General features: G+C 68.0%; 23 protein-coding genes. All 23 read left to right on the top strand.

Annotated features, from left to right (window positions below):
- The first annotated feature begins 26 nt into the window (after positions 1 to 26).
- The 23 genes from rplC (at position 27) to ACLJQF_RS04265 (ending at position 13,345) form a co-directional block, all read left to right on the top strand.
- Entirely contained in the window at positions 27 to 683 is a 657-nt protein-coding gene (rplC, locus tag ACLJQF_RS04375) for a 50S ribosomal protein L3 (RefSeq protein WP_410606905.1), read from the top strand.
- A complete protein-coding gene (gene rplD / locus ACLJQF_RS04370; RefSeq protein ID WP_410606904.1) occupies positions 680 to 1,369 on the top strand; it encodes a 50S ribosomal protein L4 in 690 nt (229 codons plus the stop codon). Before rplC ends, rplD begins: the two co-directional genes overlap by 4 nt.
- Positions 1,366 to 1,677, top strand: a complete 312-nt coding sequence (gene rplW, locus ACLJQF_RS04365) for a 50S ribosomal protein L23 (RefSeq protein ID WP_284745387.1) — start codon at positions 1,366 to 1,368, stop codon at positions 1,675 to 1,677. The genes rplD and rplW overlap by 4 nt, the downstream gene beginning before the upstream one ends.
- A 15-nt stretch (positions 1,678 to 1,692) precedes the next feature.
- Positions 1,693 to 2,529, top strand: coding sequence for a 50S ribosomal protein L2 (gene rplB, locus ACLJQF_RS04360; protein ID WP_410606903.1), 837 nt, complete (start codon positions 1,693 to 1,695; stop codon positions 2,527 to 2,529).
- An 18-nt stretch (positions 2,530 to 2,547) separates the two neighbouring features.
- The gene (rpsS, locus tag ACLJQF_RS04355; RefSeq protein WP_026468892.1) at positions 2,548 to 2,829 is read left to right on the top strand and encodes a 30S ribosomal protein S19; all 282 of its coding nucleotides are present in this window, start codon (positions 2,548 to 2,550) and stop codon (positions 2,827 to 2,829) included.
- 28 nt (positions 2,830 to 2,857) lie between these two features.
- Positions 2,858 to 3,271 (top strand): 50S ribosomal protein L22, encoded by a 414-nt coding sequence (rplV, locus tag ACLJQF_RS04350; RefSeq protein WP_410606902.1) that lies wholly within the window; start codon positions 2,858 to 2,860, stop codon positions 3,269 to 3,271.
- The gene (gene rpsC, locus ACLJQF_RS04345; protein ID WP_410606901.1) at positions 3,271 to 4,110 is read left to right on the top strand and encodes a 30S ribosomal protein S3; all 840 of its coding nucleotides are present in this window, start codon (positions 3,271 to 3,273) and stop codon (positions 4,108 to 4,110) included. The genes rplV and rpsC overlap by 1 nt, the downstream gene beginning before the upstream one ends.
- A 3-nt stretch (positions 4,111 to 4,113) precedes the next feature.
- Positions 4,114 to 4,533, top strand: a complete 420-nt coding sequence (gene rplP, locus ACLJQF_RS04340; RefSeq protein WP_004558864.1) for a 50S ribosomal protein L16 — start codon at positions 4,114 to 4,116, stop codon at positions 4,531 to 4,533.
- Positions 4,533 to 4,778, top strand: coding sequence for a 50S ribosomal protein L29 (gene rpmC / locus ACLJQF_RS04335; RefSeq protein WP_323329521.1), 246 nt, complete (start codon positions 4,533 to 4,535; stop codon positions 4,776 to 4,778). The genes rplP and rpmC overlap by 1 nt, the downstream gene beginning before the upstream one ends.
- Positions 4,775 to 5,053 carry a 30S ribosomal protein S17 gene (gene rpsQ / locus ACLJQF_RS04330; RefSeq protein WP_043781942.1) on the top strand — a complete coding sequence of 93 codons (279 nt, stop codon included), beginning with the start codon at positions 4,775 to 4,777 and terminating at the stop codon, positions 5,051 to 5,053. Before rpmC ends, rpsQ begins: the two co-directional genes overlap by 4 nt.
- A gap of 90 nt (positions 5,054 to 5,143) precedes the next feature.
- Positions 5,144 to 5,512 (top strand): 50S ribosomal protein L14, encoded by a 369-nt coding sequence (gene rplN / locus ACLJQF_RS04325; protein WP_004558867.1) that lies wholly within the window; start codon positions 5,144 to 5,146, stop codon positions 5,510 to 5,512.
- A 3-nt stretch (positions 5,513 to 5,515) separates the two neighbouring features.
- Positions 5,516 to 5,830 (top strand): 50S ribosomal protein L24, encoded by a 315-nt coding sequence (gene rplX, locus ACLJQF_RS04320; RefSeq protein ID WP_013222610.1) that lies wholly within the window; start codon positions 5,516 to 5,518, stop codon positions 5,828 to 5,830.
- Positions 5,830 to 6,393, top strand: coding sequence for a 50S ribosomal protein L5 (gene rplE / locus ACLJQF_RS04315; RefSeq protein WP_020643209.1), 564 nt, complete (start codon positions 5,830 to 5,832; stop codon positions 6,391 to 6,393). Before rplX ends, rplE begins: the two co-directional genes overlap by 1 nt.
- Before the next feature lie 4 nt (positions 6,394 to 6,397).
- Positions 6,398 to 6,583, top strand: coding sequence for a type Z 30S ribosomal protein S14 (locus tag ACLJQF_RS04310; RefSeq protein WP_285988108.1), 186 nt, complete (start codon positions 6,398 to 6,400; stop codon positions 6,581 to 6,583).
- 84 nt (positions 6,584 to 6,667) lie between these two features.
- Positions 6,668 to 7,066, top strand: coding sequence for a 30S ribosomal protein S8 (rpsH, locus tag ACLJQF_RS04305; protein ID WP_103342413.1), 399 nt, complete (start codon positions 6,668 to 6,670; stop codon positions 7,064 to 7,066).
- Between the two features lie 16 nt (positions 7,067 to 7,082).
- A complete protein-coding gene (gene rplF / locus ACLJQF_RS04300; RefSeq protein WP_410606900.1) occupies positions 7,083 to 7,622 on the top strand; it encodes a 50S ribosomal protein L6 in 540 nt (179 codons plus the stop codon).
- A 2-nt stretch (positions 7,623 to 7,624) separates the two neighbouring features.
- Positions 7,625 to 8,023 (top strand): 50S ribosomal protein L18, encoded by a 399-nt coding sequence (gene rplR / locus ACLJQF_RS04295; protein WP_410606899.1) that lies wholly within the window; start codon positions 7,625 to 7,627, stop codon positions 8,021 to 8,023.
- A 37-nt stretch (positions 8,024 to 8,060) separates the two neighbouring features.
- The gene (rpsE, locus tag ACLJQF_RS04290; protein WP_247060534.1) at positions 8,061 to 8,708 is read left to right on the top strand and encodes a 30S ribosomal protein S5; all 648 of its coding nucleotides are present in this window, start codon (positions 8,061 to 8,063) and stop codon (positions 8,706 to 8,708) included.
- A gap of 1 nt (position 8,709) precedes the next feature.
- Positions 8,710 to 8,895 (top strand): 50S ribosomal protein L30, encoded by a 186-nt coding sequence (rpmD, locus tag ACLJQF_RS04285; RefSeq protein ID WP_410596013.1) that lies wholly within the window; start codon positions 8,710 to 8,712, stop codon positions 8,893 to 8,895.
- Positions 8,892 to 9,338 (top strand): 50S ribosomal protein L15, encoded by a 447-nt coding sequence (gene rplO, locus ACLJQF_RS04280; RefSeq protein WP_410606898.1) that lies wholly within the window; start codon positions 8,892 to 8,894, stop codon positions 9,336 to 9,338. Before rpmD ends, rplO begins: the two co-directional genes overlap by 4 nt.
- Positions 9,339 to 9,588: 250 nt before the next feature.
- Positions 9,589 to 10,734, top strand: a complete 1,146-nt coding sequence (locus ACLJQF_RS04275; RefSeq protein ID WP_410606897.1) for a hypothetical protein — start codon at positions 9,589 to 9,591, stop codon at positions 10,732 to 10,734.
- A 752-nt stretch (positions 10,735 to 11,486) separates the two neighbouring features.
- A complete protein-coding gene (secY, locus tag ACLJQF_RS04270) occupies positions 11,487 to 12,794 on the top strand; it encodes a preprotein translocase subunit SecY (RefSeq protein WP_410606896.1) in 1,308 nt (435 codons plus the stop codon).
- Positions 12,791 to 13,345, top strand: a complete 555-nt coding sequence (locus ACLJQF_RS04265; protein WP_410606895.1) for an adenylate kinase — start codon at positions 12,791 to 12,793, stop codon at positions 13,343 to 13,345. Before secY ends, ACLJQF_RS04265 begins: the two co-directional genes overlap by 4 nt.
- Positions 13,346 to 13,382: the final 37 nt, after the last annotated feature.

Raw genomic sequence — 13,382 nt, 5'->3', positions numbered from 1 at the left:
GGCGAGCGGCGGAGAGTAAGAGACTCATGTCTGACAGGCAGATGAAGGGCATCCTGGGCACCAAGCTCGGTATGACCCAGGTCTTCGACGAGCAGAACCGGGTTGTCCCGGTCACCGTCGTGAAGGCCGGTCCGAACGTGGTCACCCAGGTTCGTACCCAGGACAAGGACGGCTACACGGCCGTGCAGCTGGCGTTCGGCGCGGTCGACCCGCGCAGGGTGAACAAGCCGCGCACGGGCCACTTCGACAAGGCAGGCGTGACGCCGCGCCGGTTCCTCGCCGAGCTGCGTACCACCGACGCCGAGACCTACGAGGTCGGGCAGGAGATCACCGCCGAGGTGTTCGCCGCCGGCGTCGAGGTCGACGTGACCGGTACCAGCAAGGGCAAGGGCTACGCGGGCGTCATGAAGCGCCACGGCTTCAAGGGCCAGGGCGCGAGCCACGGTGCGCAGGCCGTGCACCGCCGGCCGGGCTCGATCGGTGGCTGTGCCACCCCGGGCCGCGTTTTCAAGGGCGTGCGCATGGCAGGCCGCATGGGCAGTGACCGGGTCACCACGCAGAACCTGACCGTGCACGCCGTGCGTGCCGACGACGGCCTGCTGCTGATCAAGGGCGCCGTGCCCGGTCCCAAGGGCGGCGTGCTGTTCGTTCGCAGCGCCGCGAAGGGTGGTAACTCCGAATGACAAGCGTCGAGCTGAAGACCCCGGCCGGTAAAGCCGACGGCACCGTGGACCTCCCCGAGGAGATCTTCGACGTGCAGGCCAATGTCGCGCTGATGCACCAGGTCGTGATCGGCCAGCTGGCCGCCGCGCGCCAGGGCACGCACGACACGAAGACCCGTGGCGAAGTTCGCGGTGGCGGCAAGAAGCCGTACCGCCAGAAGGGCACCGGTCGTGCCCGCCAGGGTTCGACCCGCGCGCCGCAGTTCGCCGGCGGTGGCGTCGTGCACGGCCCCACGCCGCGCGACTACACCCAGCGCACCCCGAAGAAGATGAAGGCCGCCGCCCTGCGTGGCGCCCTCTCCGACCGGGCGCGCGCCGGCCAGCTGCACATCGTCACCGAACTGGTGACCGGTGAGAAGCCGTCCACGAAGGCCGCCAAGAGCGTGCTCGCCGCGGTGACGCAGGCGAAGCGCGTGCTCGTGGTGCTGCACCGGGACGACGAGTACAGCTGGGTTTCCCTGCGGAACCTCCCCGAGGTGCACCTGCTCTGGGCGGACCAGCTCAACACCTACGACGTGCTGGTCAACGACGACGTCGTGTTCACCAAGGCCGCGTACGACGTGTTCGTCGCCGGCCCCGCCCGCGGCAAGACCGTCAAGGCTGCCGCGCGGTCGGGCGAGGTCACGGAAGGGAGTGACGAGAAGTGAGTTCGGTCGCCATTCCGGACCCCCGCGACATCCTGCTCGCGCCGGTCATCTCCGAGAAGTCCTACGGGCTGCTCGAGGACCACAAGTACACGTTCATCGTCCGCCCGGACGCCAACAAGACCCAGGTCAAGATCGCGGTCGAAAAGGTGTTCGGCGTCAAGGTGGTCAGTGTCAACACGGCCAACCGCAAGGGCAAGCGTAAGCGGACTCGCGCCGGCTTCGGCAAGCGCAAGGACACCAAGCGCGCCATCGTGACTCTCTCGCCGGAAAGCAAGGCGATTGAGATCTTCGGCGGACCCACCGCGTAAAGGACTGAGCTGACAATGGGCATCCGCAAGTACAAGCCGACGACCCCGGGTCGTCGCGGTTCGAGCGTCTCGGACTTCGCCGAGATCACCCGCTCGACTCCCGAGAAGTCGCTGCTGCGTCCGCTGAGCGGCACCGGTGGGCGTAACTCGTCCGGCAAGATCACCACCCGGCACAAGGGTGGCGGCCACAAGCGCGCTTACCGGCTGATCGACTTCCGTCGCAACGACAAGGACGGCGTTCCCGCCAAGGTCGCGCACATCGAGTACGACCCCAACCGGTCCGCTCGCATCGCGCTGCTGCACTACGCCGACGGCGAGAAGCGCTACATCATCGCGCCGGAGAAGCTCAAGCAGGGTGACACGGTCGAGAACGGCCCCCGCGCCGACATCAAGCCGGGTAACAACCTGCCGCTGCGCAACATCCCGGTCGGTACCGTGATCCACGCGATCGAGCTCCGCCCCGGCGGCGGCGCGAAGATGGCGCGGTCCGCGGGCGCGAAGGTGCAGCTCGTCGCCAAGGACGGTCCGTACGCCCAGCTGCGTCTCCCCTCGGGTGAGATCCGCAACGTGGATGTGCGCAACCGCGCCACGATCGGCGAGGTCGGCAACTCCGACCACGCCAACATCAACTGGGGCAAGGCGGGTCGTAACCGCTGGCGCGGCAAGCGCCCCACGGTCCGTGGTGTCGTGATGAACCCGGTCGACCACCCGCACGGTGGTGGCGAGGGCAAGACGTCCGGTGGTCGTCACCCCGTCAACCCGAACGGTAAGCCCGAAGGGCGCACGCGTCGCCGCAAGGCGTCCGACGCCCTCATCGTCCGCCGTCGGCGTACCGGCAAGAACAAGCGCTGAGCAGGGAGGTAGAAGAACATGCCACGTAGCCTTAAAAAGGGCCCCTTCGTGGACGACCACCTGCTCAAGAAGGTGGACGTTCTCAACGAGTCGGGCAAGAAGACCGTGATCAAGACCTGGTCGCGTCGTTCCACGATCATCCCGGACTTCCTGGGTCACACGATCGCGGTGCACGACGGACGCAAGCACGTCCCGGTGTTCGTTACCGAGGCAATGGTGGGTCACAAGCTCGGGGAATTCGCCCCGACTCGGACCTTCAAGGGTCACATCAAGGACGACCGGAAGTCGCGCCGCCGCTGAGCGGGCACGAGAGATCAAGGAACTAGCGATGAACGCCCAGAACGACGTGGCCGAGGCTTTGCCTGTGGCTTACGCGCGGGCTCGCTTCGTCCGGGACTCGCCTACCAAGGTGCGCCGGGTCATCGAGCTCATCAAGGGACGTAGCGCCGCCGACGCCTTGGCCGTGCTCCGTTTCGCCCCTCAGGCGGCGAGCGAGCCGGTCGCGAAGGTGCTCGCCAGCGCCGTGGCCAACGCCGAGAACAACCTTCAGCTCGACCCGGACACCCTCTGGGTCAAGAACGCGTACGCCGACGAGGGCCCCACCCTCAAGCGCATCCGTCCGCGGGCCCAGGGCCGCGCGTACCGGATCCGCAAGCGGACCAGCCACATCACCGTCGAGGTGGAGTCGCGTCCGGCAGCCGCGCAGAAGGCTCAGAGCAAGAAGAAGGCAGGTGGCCGGTAGTGGGCCAGAAGATCAACCCGCACGGTTTCCGCCTGGGTATCACCACGGACTGGAAGTCGCGCTGGTACGCCGACAAGCAGTACGCCGAGTACGTGGCCGAGGACGTCAAGATCCGCAAGCTGCTGGCGACGGGCATGGAGCGCGCCGGCATCTCCAAGGTCGAGATCGAGCGCACCCGTGACCGCGTCCGCGTGGACATCCACACCGCTCGGCCGGGCATCGTCATCGGCCGCCGCGGCGCGGAGGCCGACCGGATCCGCGGCGCGCTGGAGAAGCTGACCAAGAAGCAGGTCCAGCTGAACATCCTCGAGGTCAAGAACCCCGAGGCCGACGCCCAGCTGGTCGCCCAGGCGGTCGCGGAGCAGCTTTCCAACCGCGTGGCGTTCCGCCGCGCGATGCGGAAGGCGATCCAGACCTCCATGCGCTCGCCGCAGGTCAAGGGCATCCGCGTGCAGTGCGGCGGTCGTCTCGGCGGTGCCGAGATGTCCCGCTCCGAGCACTACCGCGATGGCCGCGTCCCGCTGCACACGCTGCGCGCCGACATCGACTACGGCTTCTTCGAGGCCAAGACGACGTTCGGTCGCATCGGCGTCAAGGTGTGGATCTACAAGGGTGAGCTCGTCGGTGGCCTGAAGGCCCGCGAAGCCCGTGACGCCGCCGAGCGCGCGCCGCGTGGTGGCGGCGGTCGCGACCGTGACCGCAGCGACCGGCCGTCCCGCCCGCGTCGTTCCGGCGCGTCGGGCACGACCGCCACCTCGACCGAAGCCGGCCGCGCTGCCGCTGCCGCCACGACCGAGGCGGCCCCGGCCACCGAGACCGCAGAAAAGACGGAGGGCTGAGACGTGCTCATCCCGCGCAGGGTCAAGCACCGGAAGCAGCACTCTCCGAAGCGCCACGGCGCCGCCAAGGGTGGCACGAAGGTCAGCTTCGGCGAGTACGGCATCCAGGCGCTTGAGCACAGCTACGTGACGAACCGGCAGATCGAGTCCGCTCGTATCGCCATGACCCGTCACATCAAGCGTGGTGGCAAGGTGTGGACGACCATCTACCCGGACCGCCCGCTGACCAAGAAGCCGGCCGAGACCCGCATGGGTTCCGGTAAGGGTTCGCCCGAGTGGTGGATCGCCAACGTGAAGCCGGGCCGCGTGATGTTCGAGATCTCCTTCCCGAACGAGGAGACCGCCCGTGAGGCGCTCCGCCGCGCGATCCACAAGCTCCCCATGAAGTGCCGCATCGTGACCCGTGAAGGTGGTGAGTTCTGATGGCGAACGCTGGTGCTGTGGCATCGGAGCTGCGTGAGCTCACCGCGGAAGAGCTCGTCCTGCGTCTGAAGGAATACAAGGAGGAGCTCTTCAACCTCCGCTTCCAGATGGCGACCGGGCAGCTCGACAACAACCGCCGTCTGCGCACCGTCCGCACGGACATCGCGCGGATCTACACGGTCATGCGCGAGCGCGAACTCGGCCTGTCCGTTGCCCCCGACGCCGAGAGTGAAGGTGCCGCATGAGCGAGCCCACCACCGAGACGCCGGCCCGGAACGACCGCAAGGTCCGCGAGGGCTACGTCGTCTCGGACAAGATGAACAAGACGATCGTGGTCGAGCTCGAGGACCGCAAGAAGCACCCCCGTTACTCGAAGGTCGTCCGCTCCACCTCCAAGGTGAAGGTGCACGACGAGAACAACGAGGCGGGCGTGGGCGACCGGGTCACCCTGATGGAGACCCGCCCGCTGTCGGCGACGAAGCGGTGGCGCCTGGTGCAGATCGTGGAGAAGGCCAAGTAAGCAGGGCTCTTCGGAGTTCTTAGTTCCGCAAGGCTCGCCCTGTGAATCCTCACAAGCGGGCGAGAACCGGCGCGACATACAGGAGTTGACGTGATCCAGCAGGAGTCGCGGCTTCGGGTAGCCGACAACACGGGTGCGAAGGAAATTCTCTGCATCCGCGTTCTCGGTGGCTCCGGGCGGCGCTACGCCGGCATCGGCGACATCATCGTCGCCACCGTGAAGGACGCCATCCCGGCTGCCGGGGTGAAGAAGGGCGACGTCGTCAAGGCCGTCATCGTCCGCACGGTCAAGGAGCGCCGTCGTCCGGACGGTTCCTACATCCGGTTCGACGAGAACGCCGCCGTGCTCATCAAGAACGACAACGAGCCCCGCGGCACCCGCATCTTCGGCCCGGTGGGCCGTGAGCTGCGCGACCGAAAGTTCATGAAGATCATTTCGCTCGCGCCGGAGGTGTTGTAAGCCATGAAGGTGAAGAAGGGCGACACGGTCGTCGTCATCGCCGGCAAGGACAAGGGCGCCAAGGGCAAGGTCATCCAGGCTTACCCGGAGCGCGAGCGCGTGCTGGTCGAGGGCGTGAACCGGATCAAGAAGCACACGCGGATCAGCCAGACCCAGCGCGGTGCGCAGTCCGGCGGCATCGTCACGCAGGAGGCGCCCATCCACGTCTCGAACGTGATGGTCGTCGACTCGGATGGCAAGCCGGCCCGGGTGGGTTACCGCATCGGCGAGGACGGCAAGAAGGTCCGGATCTCGCGCCGGAACGGTAAGGACATCTGATGACCACCGCAGAGAAGACCTCGCCGCGCCTCAAGGTGCGGTACCGCGAGGAAATCAAGGGCCAGCTGCAGGCTGAGTTCTCCTTCGGCAACGTCCACCAGATCCCGGGCGTGACGAAGGTCGTCGTGAACATGGGCGTCGGCGACGCCGCCCGCGACAGCAAGCTGATCGAGGGTGCGGTCAAGGACCTCGCCCTGATCACCGGCCAGAAGCCGGAGGTCCGGAAGGCCCGCAAGTCCATCGCGCAGTTCAAGCTGCGTGAGGGCCAGCCGATCGGCGCGCGCGTCACGCTGCGCGGCGACCGGATGTGGGAGTTCCTCGACCGGCTGCTGACCATCGCGCTGCCGCGTATCCGCGACTTCCGCGGGCTTTCGCCGAAGCAGTTCGACGGCCACGGCAACTACACGTTCGGTCTCAACGAGCAGTCGATGTTCCACGAGATCGACCCTGACTCCATCGACCGCCCGCGCGGCATGGACGTCACCGTCGTCACGACCGCCACGAACGACGACGAGGGCCGGGCGCTGCTGCGCAAGCTCGGCTTCCCGTTCAAGGAGAACTGAGCCCATGGCCAAGAAAGCCCTGGTCCACAAGGCCTCGAAGAAGCCGAAGTTCGCCGTGCGCGCCTACACCCGCTGTCAGCGGTGCGGCCGTCCGCACGCCGTGTTCCGCAAGTTCGGGCTCTGCCGGATCTGCCTTCGCGAGATGGCGCACGCGGGCGAGCTGCCCGGCGTCCGCAAGTCCAGCTGGTAAGAGCTTCTTTTTAACTCCAGATTCGCCACAGGCCCCGCTCCTTCTGGGAGCGGGGAACCAGGCGAGAAAGGTTGACAGGTCACCATGACGATGACCGACCCCATCGCAGACTTCTTGACGCGTCTGCGTAACGCGAACTCGGCGTACCACGACGAGGTCAAGCTCCCGCACTCGAAGCTCAAGGCGAACATCGCCGAGATCCTCAAGCGCGAGGGTTACATCGCGGGTTACCACGACGAGCCGGGCGAGAAGCACAAGAACCTCGTCGTCGAGCTCAAGTACGGCCCGAACCGTGAGCGGAGCATCGCCGGCCTGCGGCGCGTCTCCAAGCCCGGTCTGCGGATCTACGCAAAGTCCACCGAACTGCCGTCGGTGCTCGGCGGCCTCGGTATCGCGATCATTTCGACGTCCGGCGGCCTGCAGACCGACCGGCAGGCCAAGCGCAACAGCGTGGGCGGCGAAGTCCTCGCCTACGTCTGGTAAGGGAAGGGGTACAGGCATGTCACGCATCGGAAAGCTGCCGGTCGCCGTCCCTTCCGGGGTCGAGGTGACCATCGACGGTCAGCACATCAAGGTCAAGGGGCCCAAGGGCACCCTGGAGCACACCATCGCCGAGCCGATCACGGTCGAGCGCGACGAGACCGGCACGCTGCTGGTCAAGCGTCCGGATGACGAGCGCACCAGCAAGGCGCTGCACGGGCTCACCCGGACGCTGGTGAACAACCTCGTCGTCGGCGTCACCGCCGGCTACGAGAAGAAGATGGAAATCCACGGCGTGGGTTACCGCGTGCAGGCCAAGGGTTCGGACCTCGAGTTCGCCCTCGGCTACTCGCACCCGGTCAAGATCGAGGCCCCGGAGGGCATCACCTTCAAGGTGGAGACTCCGACCCGGTTCTCGGTCTCGGGCATCGACAAGCAGAAGGTCGGCCAGATCTCGGCCGTCATCCGCAAGCTGCGGCGTCCGGACCCGTACAAGGGCAAGGGCCTGCGCTACGAGGGTGAGAAGATCCGCCGCAAGGTCGGAAAGACGGGTAAGTGATCATGAGCGACACGACTACGAAGCGCAAGCCGGTGGGCAAGGACATCTCGACCCGCCGCCGCGTCGCGAAGGCCCGTCGGCACTTCCGGCTCCGCAAGAAGGTCTCGGGCACCGACCAGCGTCCGCGCCTGGTCGTCAAGCGATCCTCGCGGCACATCGCCGTGCAGGTGATCGACGACCTCGCCGGCCGCACGCTGGCGTCGGCGTCCACCCTCGAGGCGGACGTCCGGGCGCACGACGGCGACAAGAAGGCCAAGGCCGCCAAGGTCGGGGAACTCGTCGCCGCGCGGGCCAAGAACGCCGGGATCTCGGCTGTGGTGTTCGACCGTGGGGGCAACGCCTACCACGGCCGCATCGCCGCGCTCGCCGACGCCGCCCGTGAGGCGGGGTTGGAGTTCTGAGGATGATGCAGTTGCAGAAGCACGGAGAGGAAGCCTGATGCCGGGACGTACACGGCAATTCGGCGGCGGACAGGGCGGACCCGGCGGGCAGGGCGGCAACGACCGCAATGACCGTCGCGGTGGCGGCCGGGACCGGCGCGACAGTGGCCGTGGCGGGGCCGGCCAGGACAAGACCCCGCACCTCGAGAAGGTCGTGACGATCAACCGCGTCGCCAAGGTCGTCAAGGGTGGTCGTCGCTTCAGCTTCACCGCCCTGGTGGTCGTCGGCGACGGCGACGGTCAGGTCGGCGTCGGCTACGGCAAGGCCAAGGAAGTTCCCGCGGCGATCGCCAAGGGCGTCGAGGAAGCGAAGAAGAACTTCTTCCGCGTTCCGCGCGTCGGTGGCACCATTCCCCACCCGATCACGGGTGAGGAAGCCGCTGGTGTCGTCCTGCTCCGCCCGGCTTCCGCCGGTACCGGCGTCATCGCCGGTGGCCCGGTGCGGGCCGTGCTGGAGTGCGCGGGTGTCCACGACGTGCTGTCGAAGTCGCTCGGCTCCGACAACGCGATCAACATCGTGCACGCGACCGTGGCGGCCCTGAAGGGTCTGCAGCGTCCCGAAGAGGTCGCGGCTCGCCGTGGCCTCCCGCTCGAGGACGTCGCGCCGGCCCGGATGCTGCGCCAGCGCGCGGGTCAGGGGTCCTGACATGGCTCAGCTCAAGGTCACCCAGGTCAAGAGCAAGATCGGCACGAAGCACGCTCACCGCGAGTCGCTGCGCACCCTCGGGCTGCGCAAGATCCGCCAGAGCGTCGTGCGTGAAGACTCCCCCCAGGTTCGCGGTCTGATCCACACCGTCCGCCACCTGGTGGAGGTCGAGGAGGTCCAGGCATGACGGCCATCAAGATCCACCACCTGCGTCCGGCTCCGGGCGCCAAGCGCGACAAGATGCGCGTGGGCCGTGGTGAGGGTTCGAAGGGCAAGACGGCCGGTCGCGGTACGAAGGGCACCAAGGCCCGGAAGAACGTGCCGGCCCGGTTCGAGGGTGGGCAGATGCCCATCCAGATGCGGCTCCCGAAGCTGCGCGGCTTCAAGAACCGCTTCCGCACCGAGTACCAGCCGGTGAACGTGGGCGACATCGCCCGCGTCTTCCCGGACGGCGGCCAGATCGGCGCCGAGGAACTCGCGCAGAGCGGCCTGGTCCGCAAGGGCAAGCTGGTGAAGGTCCTCGGCAACGGCGACGTGAACGGCGTCAAGCTGAACGTCACCGCCGACGCGTTCTCCGGCTCCGCCAAGGAGAAGCTCGAAGCGGCCGGTGGCTCCGCCACCACCAACTGAGCTCGTTCTCGTTCAACGGCCCGTCTGGCTCCGCCAGGCGGGCCGTTGGCGTTTCCGTGATCCGGGTGAAGGCGCGGTGCTGCCGCTGTTCGGCCGTGAGGAGCCACTCGGCCCCGGAGCCCCGAAGCGGTCCGCTCGGTGCTGGGCGCCTGGCGGAGACCCCGCCGTCGGGAGTGGTGATCCAGGCCCTGCCGCCGGACTGACCGGATCGCTCCTTGCCGGGACGGGAATCCGGACGGAAGATCGCAGAGTGGACAGACCGTCGCAGGAGCCCGCATCCCGGCCCGAGGGCGCGGAGTCGCCGCTGAACTTCCCGGTGGAAGCTCCCCGGCCCGCGGACGGCGGTGGGAGCGAGTCGCCCCTCGACTTCCCGGTGGAGGCTCCCCGGTCGCCGGACATCGGCCCGCCGCTCGCTACGGAGTCCTTCGAGCCAGGGGGTTCCGGGAGCGGGCCGGCTCCCGCGGCGCAGCTCTTCCCGGCCGGACCGCCCGGGCCCGCGGACGCGGCACCGCTGCCGTTCCCGGTTGCGGAGCTGCCGGGCCTGCCTGCCGGGCAGCCCCTGCAGCCCGGCGCGCCCCACGAGCCCGGGCCACCTGGCCAGTCTCCGTTCGGCGGGCCACCCCAGCCCGGCGTGCCGCACCCGGCCGGGCCGCCCGGCCAGTCTCCGTTCGGCGGGCCACCCCAGCCCGGCGTGCCGCACCCGGCCGGGCCGCCCGGCCAGTCATCGTTCGCGGGACCACCCCACCCCGGCGCACCCCGGTTCGCCGGCCTGCCCACCCCGCTCCCGGGCCCGCCCGCCCTCCTGCGCCTCCTCCCGCCCACCCTCACCGCCCTGGCGGCCCTGATGGCCCTCATCGGCACCTTCCTGCCGCTGTTCCGGCTCCGGCAGCACGTCGGCTCCGGGCGGGGGTTCCTCAACACCGATCTGTCCGTCACCGAAACGGCCTGGGGCAGCACCATGGAACTGCCCGGGCAGGAGTCCGTCGCCCAGGCCGGCTCGCCGTTGGGTGTCCCGGTGCTCGTCGCCGTCGTGGTGCTGGCCGTTGCGGCCGTCCTTGCCTCCACCCGGGCCGGGAGTGGTGCGGGCCGGTGGCTGATCGCCGGTGGTGCCGTCTTCACCGCCGGGGTCGTCGCCACCGTCGGCATGCACGGCTTCGGGCTGTCCGCCATGGGTGGCGATCTCGACCTGGACGTGAGCATCGCGCCGGGCATGTGGCTCCTGATCGCGGCCGCCGTCGTGGCCGCGGCCGCCGCCGTCGTGGCGCACCTGCCGCTGCGAACGGCCGGCTGGGCCGATCCGGCCGTCGCCTACGCCGACACCCCGACGCCGCCTTCCGGCGTCGCCATCACCGTGCTGCCGCCGGACGAACCGGACGACGAACCGCAGCTACGGTGAACACATGTGGGTCTTCGGTGCGTCCGTGCTCGTCGCCCTTACGCCAGGGGCGAACAACCTGCTCGGCCTCCACCACGGGATGACGCACGGTGTTCGCCACGGCCTCTCCGGGCTCGCCGGTCGAACGCACCTCCCCGAAAGCCGTGAAGGCCACCTTGAGGAACTACAACTTCCTCAAGGTGGCCTTCACGAACCATGGCTTCAGGAGCGGCGGGCCGGCCGGCCCGCCCCGCCGCCATAGCGGCCGGCCTCGGGCAGTTCCTGGCCGCTTTCGGCGGCACGATCACCGACCCGAAGGCGGTTTCGATCTTCACCGCCTTCGTCTGCAGGTCATCATCGCAGGTCAAGGCGCAATTCGACGCAGATCGCGCTGCTCGGCGCACGTCGCGCCGCGGTGAAGACGTTCAAGCTCTCCCGGCGGGCCCGGCGCACCGTCGACCGGGGCACCGGAGTGGTGCTCGTCGGGCTGGCCGGCGTGCTCGCGGCGTCGAACGCTTGAGCCGTTCTGTCAAGGAATACGGCCAAGACGGCGAAGTGGATCAACCCGCCGGAGCAACCTTGGTACGGAAAACGCACACGGACTGCGGACACGCCCTGTGAAGCTGTTAGAGTCGGCGACACGCTTCGGGACGAGTGTGCCCCGAAGCGTTCCTGGCTTGCGTGCCAGGTAGTGCTGTGTGTTCCTGCCGGCCCCGTGCCGGCCAAGCCGATCGTCGGTTAGGACAGCCGACGACGCCGAGGAGGTCCCCCGCGTGCTCAGCGCCTTCCGCTCGGCTCTCGCGACGCCGGATCTACGCAAGAAGATCCTGTTCACGCTAGCCATCGTCGCGGTTTACCGAATCGGTGCGACCATTCCGGCGCCCGGCATCTCGTACGGTGCCGTACAGGCCTGTAGCTCCCAGGCGCAGCAGGAGGGCGTCTACCAGCTGCTGAACCTGTTCAGTGGTGGTGCGCTGCTGCAGTTGTCGCTCTTCTCGACCGGCATCATGCCGTACATCACGGCGAGCATCATCATCCAGCTGCTCACCGTGGTCATCCCGCGGTTCGAGGAGCTGAAGAAGGAAGGGCAGTCCGGCCAGGGCAAGCTGACCCAGTACACCCGGTACCTGACGGTCGCGCTGGCGATCCTGCAGGCCACCGGCGTGGTCGCGCTCGCGGACCGCAAGCAGCTCTTCCCGGACTGCGACCAGCCGATCATCCCGGACAACAGCGTCTACTCGCTGGCGATCATCGTCATCACCATGACCGCGGGCACCGCCGTCATGATGTGGCTGGGCGAGCTGATCACCGAACGCGGCGTCGGCAACGGCATGTCCGTCCTGATCTTCCTGAACATCGCGGCCCGCATCCCGGTCGAGGGTGGCAACATCCTCAGCAACGCGGGTGGTGTCGGCCTGGCGATCGTCTGCGTCTTCGGCCTGGTGATCATCGCCAGCGTCATCTTCGTCGAGCAGGGGCAGCGCCGAATCCCGGTGCAGTACGCCAAGCGCATGGTCGGCCGCCGGATGTACGGCGGCACGTCGACCTACCTGCCGATCAAGGTGAACCAGGCCGGCGTCATCCCGGTCATCTTCGCGTCGTCCCTGCTGTACCTGCCGGACCTGATCAGCCGCCTCGTCGGCGACCAGAACGCCAACTCCGGCTGGCAGGTGTTCATCAAGAACTACATCGTGAACCAGTCCAGCTGGGCGCACATCGCGCTGTACTTCGGCTTGATCATCTTCTTCACGTACTTCTACATCACGATCACGTTCAACGTGGACGAGCGTGCGGAAGAGATGAAGAAGTTCGGCGGCTTCATCCCCGGCATCCGCCCGGGCCGCCCGACCGCCGAATACCTGAGCTTCGTGCTGGGCCGGATCACCCTTCCCGGTTCGCTGTACCTGGGCATCATCGCGATCCTTCCGAACTTCTTCCTGTCGCTGACCGGTAGCGGGAACAACCAGAACTTCCCGTTCGGTGGCACGGCTGTGCTGATCATGGTCGGTGTCGGCCTCGACACCGTGAAGCAGATCGAAAGCCAGCTGATGCAGCGCAACTACGAAGGGTTCTTGAAGTGACGCGTCTGGTTCTCGTCGGCCCGCCCGGCGCGGGCAAGGGCACCCAGGCGGTGGCCCTGTCCGAACAGCTGCGCGTCCCGCACATCTCCACCGGTGACCTGTTCCGCGCGCACGTCGGCCAGGAGACCCCGCTGGGCCAGGAGGCGAAGCGCTACCTGGACTCGGGTGAGCTCGTGCCCGACTCGGTGACCAACGAAATGGTCCGCGAGCGGCTCACCGAGCCGGACGCGAAGATCGGCTTCCTGCTCGACGGCTTCCCCCGCAACACCAAGCAGGCCGAGGTCCTCGGCGAGATCCTGGGCGACTCGGACGTCGCCCTCGACGCCGTGATCCAGCTGCAGGTCCCGGAGGACGTCGTCGTCGGGCGGCTCATGTCCCGTGGCCGTGCGGACGACACCGAAGAGGTCATCCGCCGCCGTCAGCAGATCTACGTGTCGGACACCGCGCCGCTGCTGGAGTACTACGCCGACATCCTGGTGACCGTCGACGGTGTCGGCAGCGTCGAGGAGATCTCCGGCCGGGTGCTGAAAGCGCTGCGCGACCGCACGTGAACCTCGGAGGATTGCGTGTTCTGCAAGTGCTCCGGCG

The sequence above is a fragment of the Amycolatopsis sp. lyj-109 genome, from assembly GCF_046548995.1.
In the GTDB taxonomy this organism is placed as follows: Bacteria; Actinomycetota; Actinomycetes; order Mycobacteriales; family Pseudonocardiaceae; genus Amycolatopsis.
The sequence above is the reverse complement of the archived record's forward strand: the minus strand, read 5'-3'. Positions and strand labels throughout refer to the sequence as shown.

Excerpts from the sequence above, each read along its gene's own strand:
- rplE (WP_020643209.1), top strand. The coding sequence starts at position 5,830 with ATGACCACCGCAGAGAAGACCTCGCCGCGCCTCAAGGTGCGGTACCGC.
- rpsE (WP_247060534.1), top strand. The coding sequence starts at position 8,061 with ATGCCGGGACGTACACGGCAATTCGGCGGCGGACAGGGCGGACCCGGC.
- rpmD (WP_410596013.1), top strand. The coding sequence starts at position 8,710 with ATGGCTCAGCTCAAGGTCACCCAGGTCAAGAGCAAGATCGGCACGAAG.
- rpmC (WP_323329521.1), top strand. The coding sequence starts at position 4,533 with ATGGCGAACGCTGGTGCTGTGGCATCGGAGCTGCGTGAGCTCACCGCG.
- rplC (WP_410606905.1), top strand. The coding sequence starts at position 27 with ATGTCTGACAGGCAGATGAAGGGCATCCTGGGCACCAAGCTCGGTATG.
- rplF (WP_410606900.1), top strand. The coding sequence starts at position 7,083 with ATGTCACGCATCGGAAAGCTGCCGGTCGCCGTCCCTTCCGGGGTCGAG.
- rplB (WP_410606903.1), top strand. The coding sequence starts at position 1,693 with ATGGGCATCCGCAAGTACAAGCCGACGACCCCGGGTCGTCGCGGTTCG.
- rpsH (WP_103342413.1), top strand. The coding sequence starts at position 6,668 with ATGACGATGACCGACCCCATCGCAGACTTCTTGACGCGTCTGCGTAAC.
- rplR (WP_410606899.1), top strand. The coding sequence starts at position 7,625 with ATGAGCGACACGACTACGAAGCGCAAGCCGGTGGGCAAGGACATCTCG.
- rpsQ (WP_043781942.1), top strand. The coding sequence starts at position 4,775 with ATGAGCGAGCCCACCACCGAGACGCCGGCCCGGAACGACCGCAAGGTC.
- ACLJQF_RS04310 (WP_285988108.1), top strand. The coding sequence starts at position 6,398 with ATGGCCAAGAAAGCCCTGGTCCACAAGGCCTCGAAGAAGCCGAAGTTC.
- rplX (WP_013222610.1), top strand. The coding sequence starts at position 5,516 with ATGAAGGTGAAGAAGGGCGACACGGTCGTCGTCATCGCCGGCAAGGAC.
- rplO (WP_410606898.1), top strand. The coding sequence starts at position 8,892 with ATGACGGCCATCAAGATCCACCACCTGCGTCCGGCTCCGGGCGCCAAG.
- rpsS (WP_026468892.1), top strand. The coding sequence starts at position 2,548 with ATGCCACGTAGCCTTAAAAAGGGCCCCTTCGTGGACGACCACCTGCTC.
- rplV (WP_410606902.1), top strand. The coding sequence starts at position 2,858 with ATGAACGCCCAGAACGACGTGGCCGAGGCTTTGCCTGTGGCTTACGCG.
- rplD (WP_410606904.1), top strand. The coding sequence starts at position 680 with ATGACAAGCGTCGAGCTGAAGACCCCGGCCGGTAAAGCCGACGGCACC.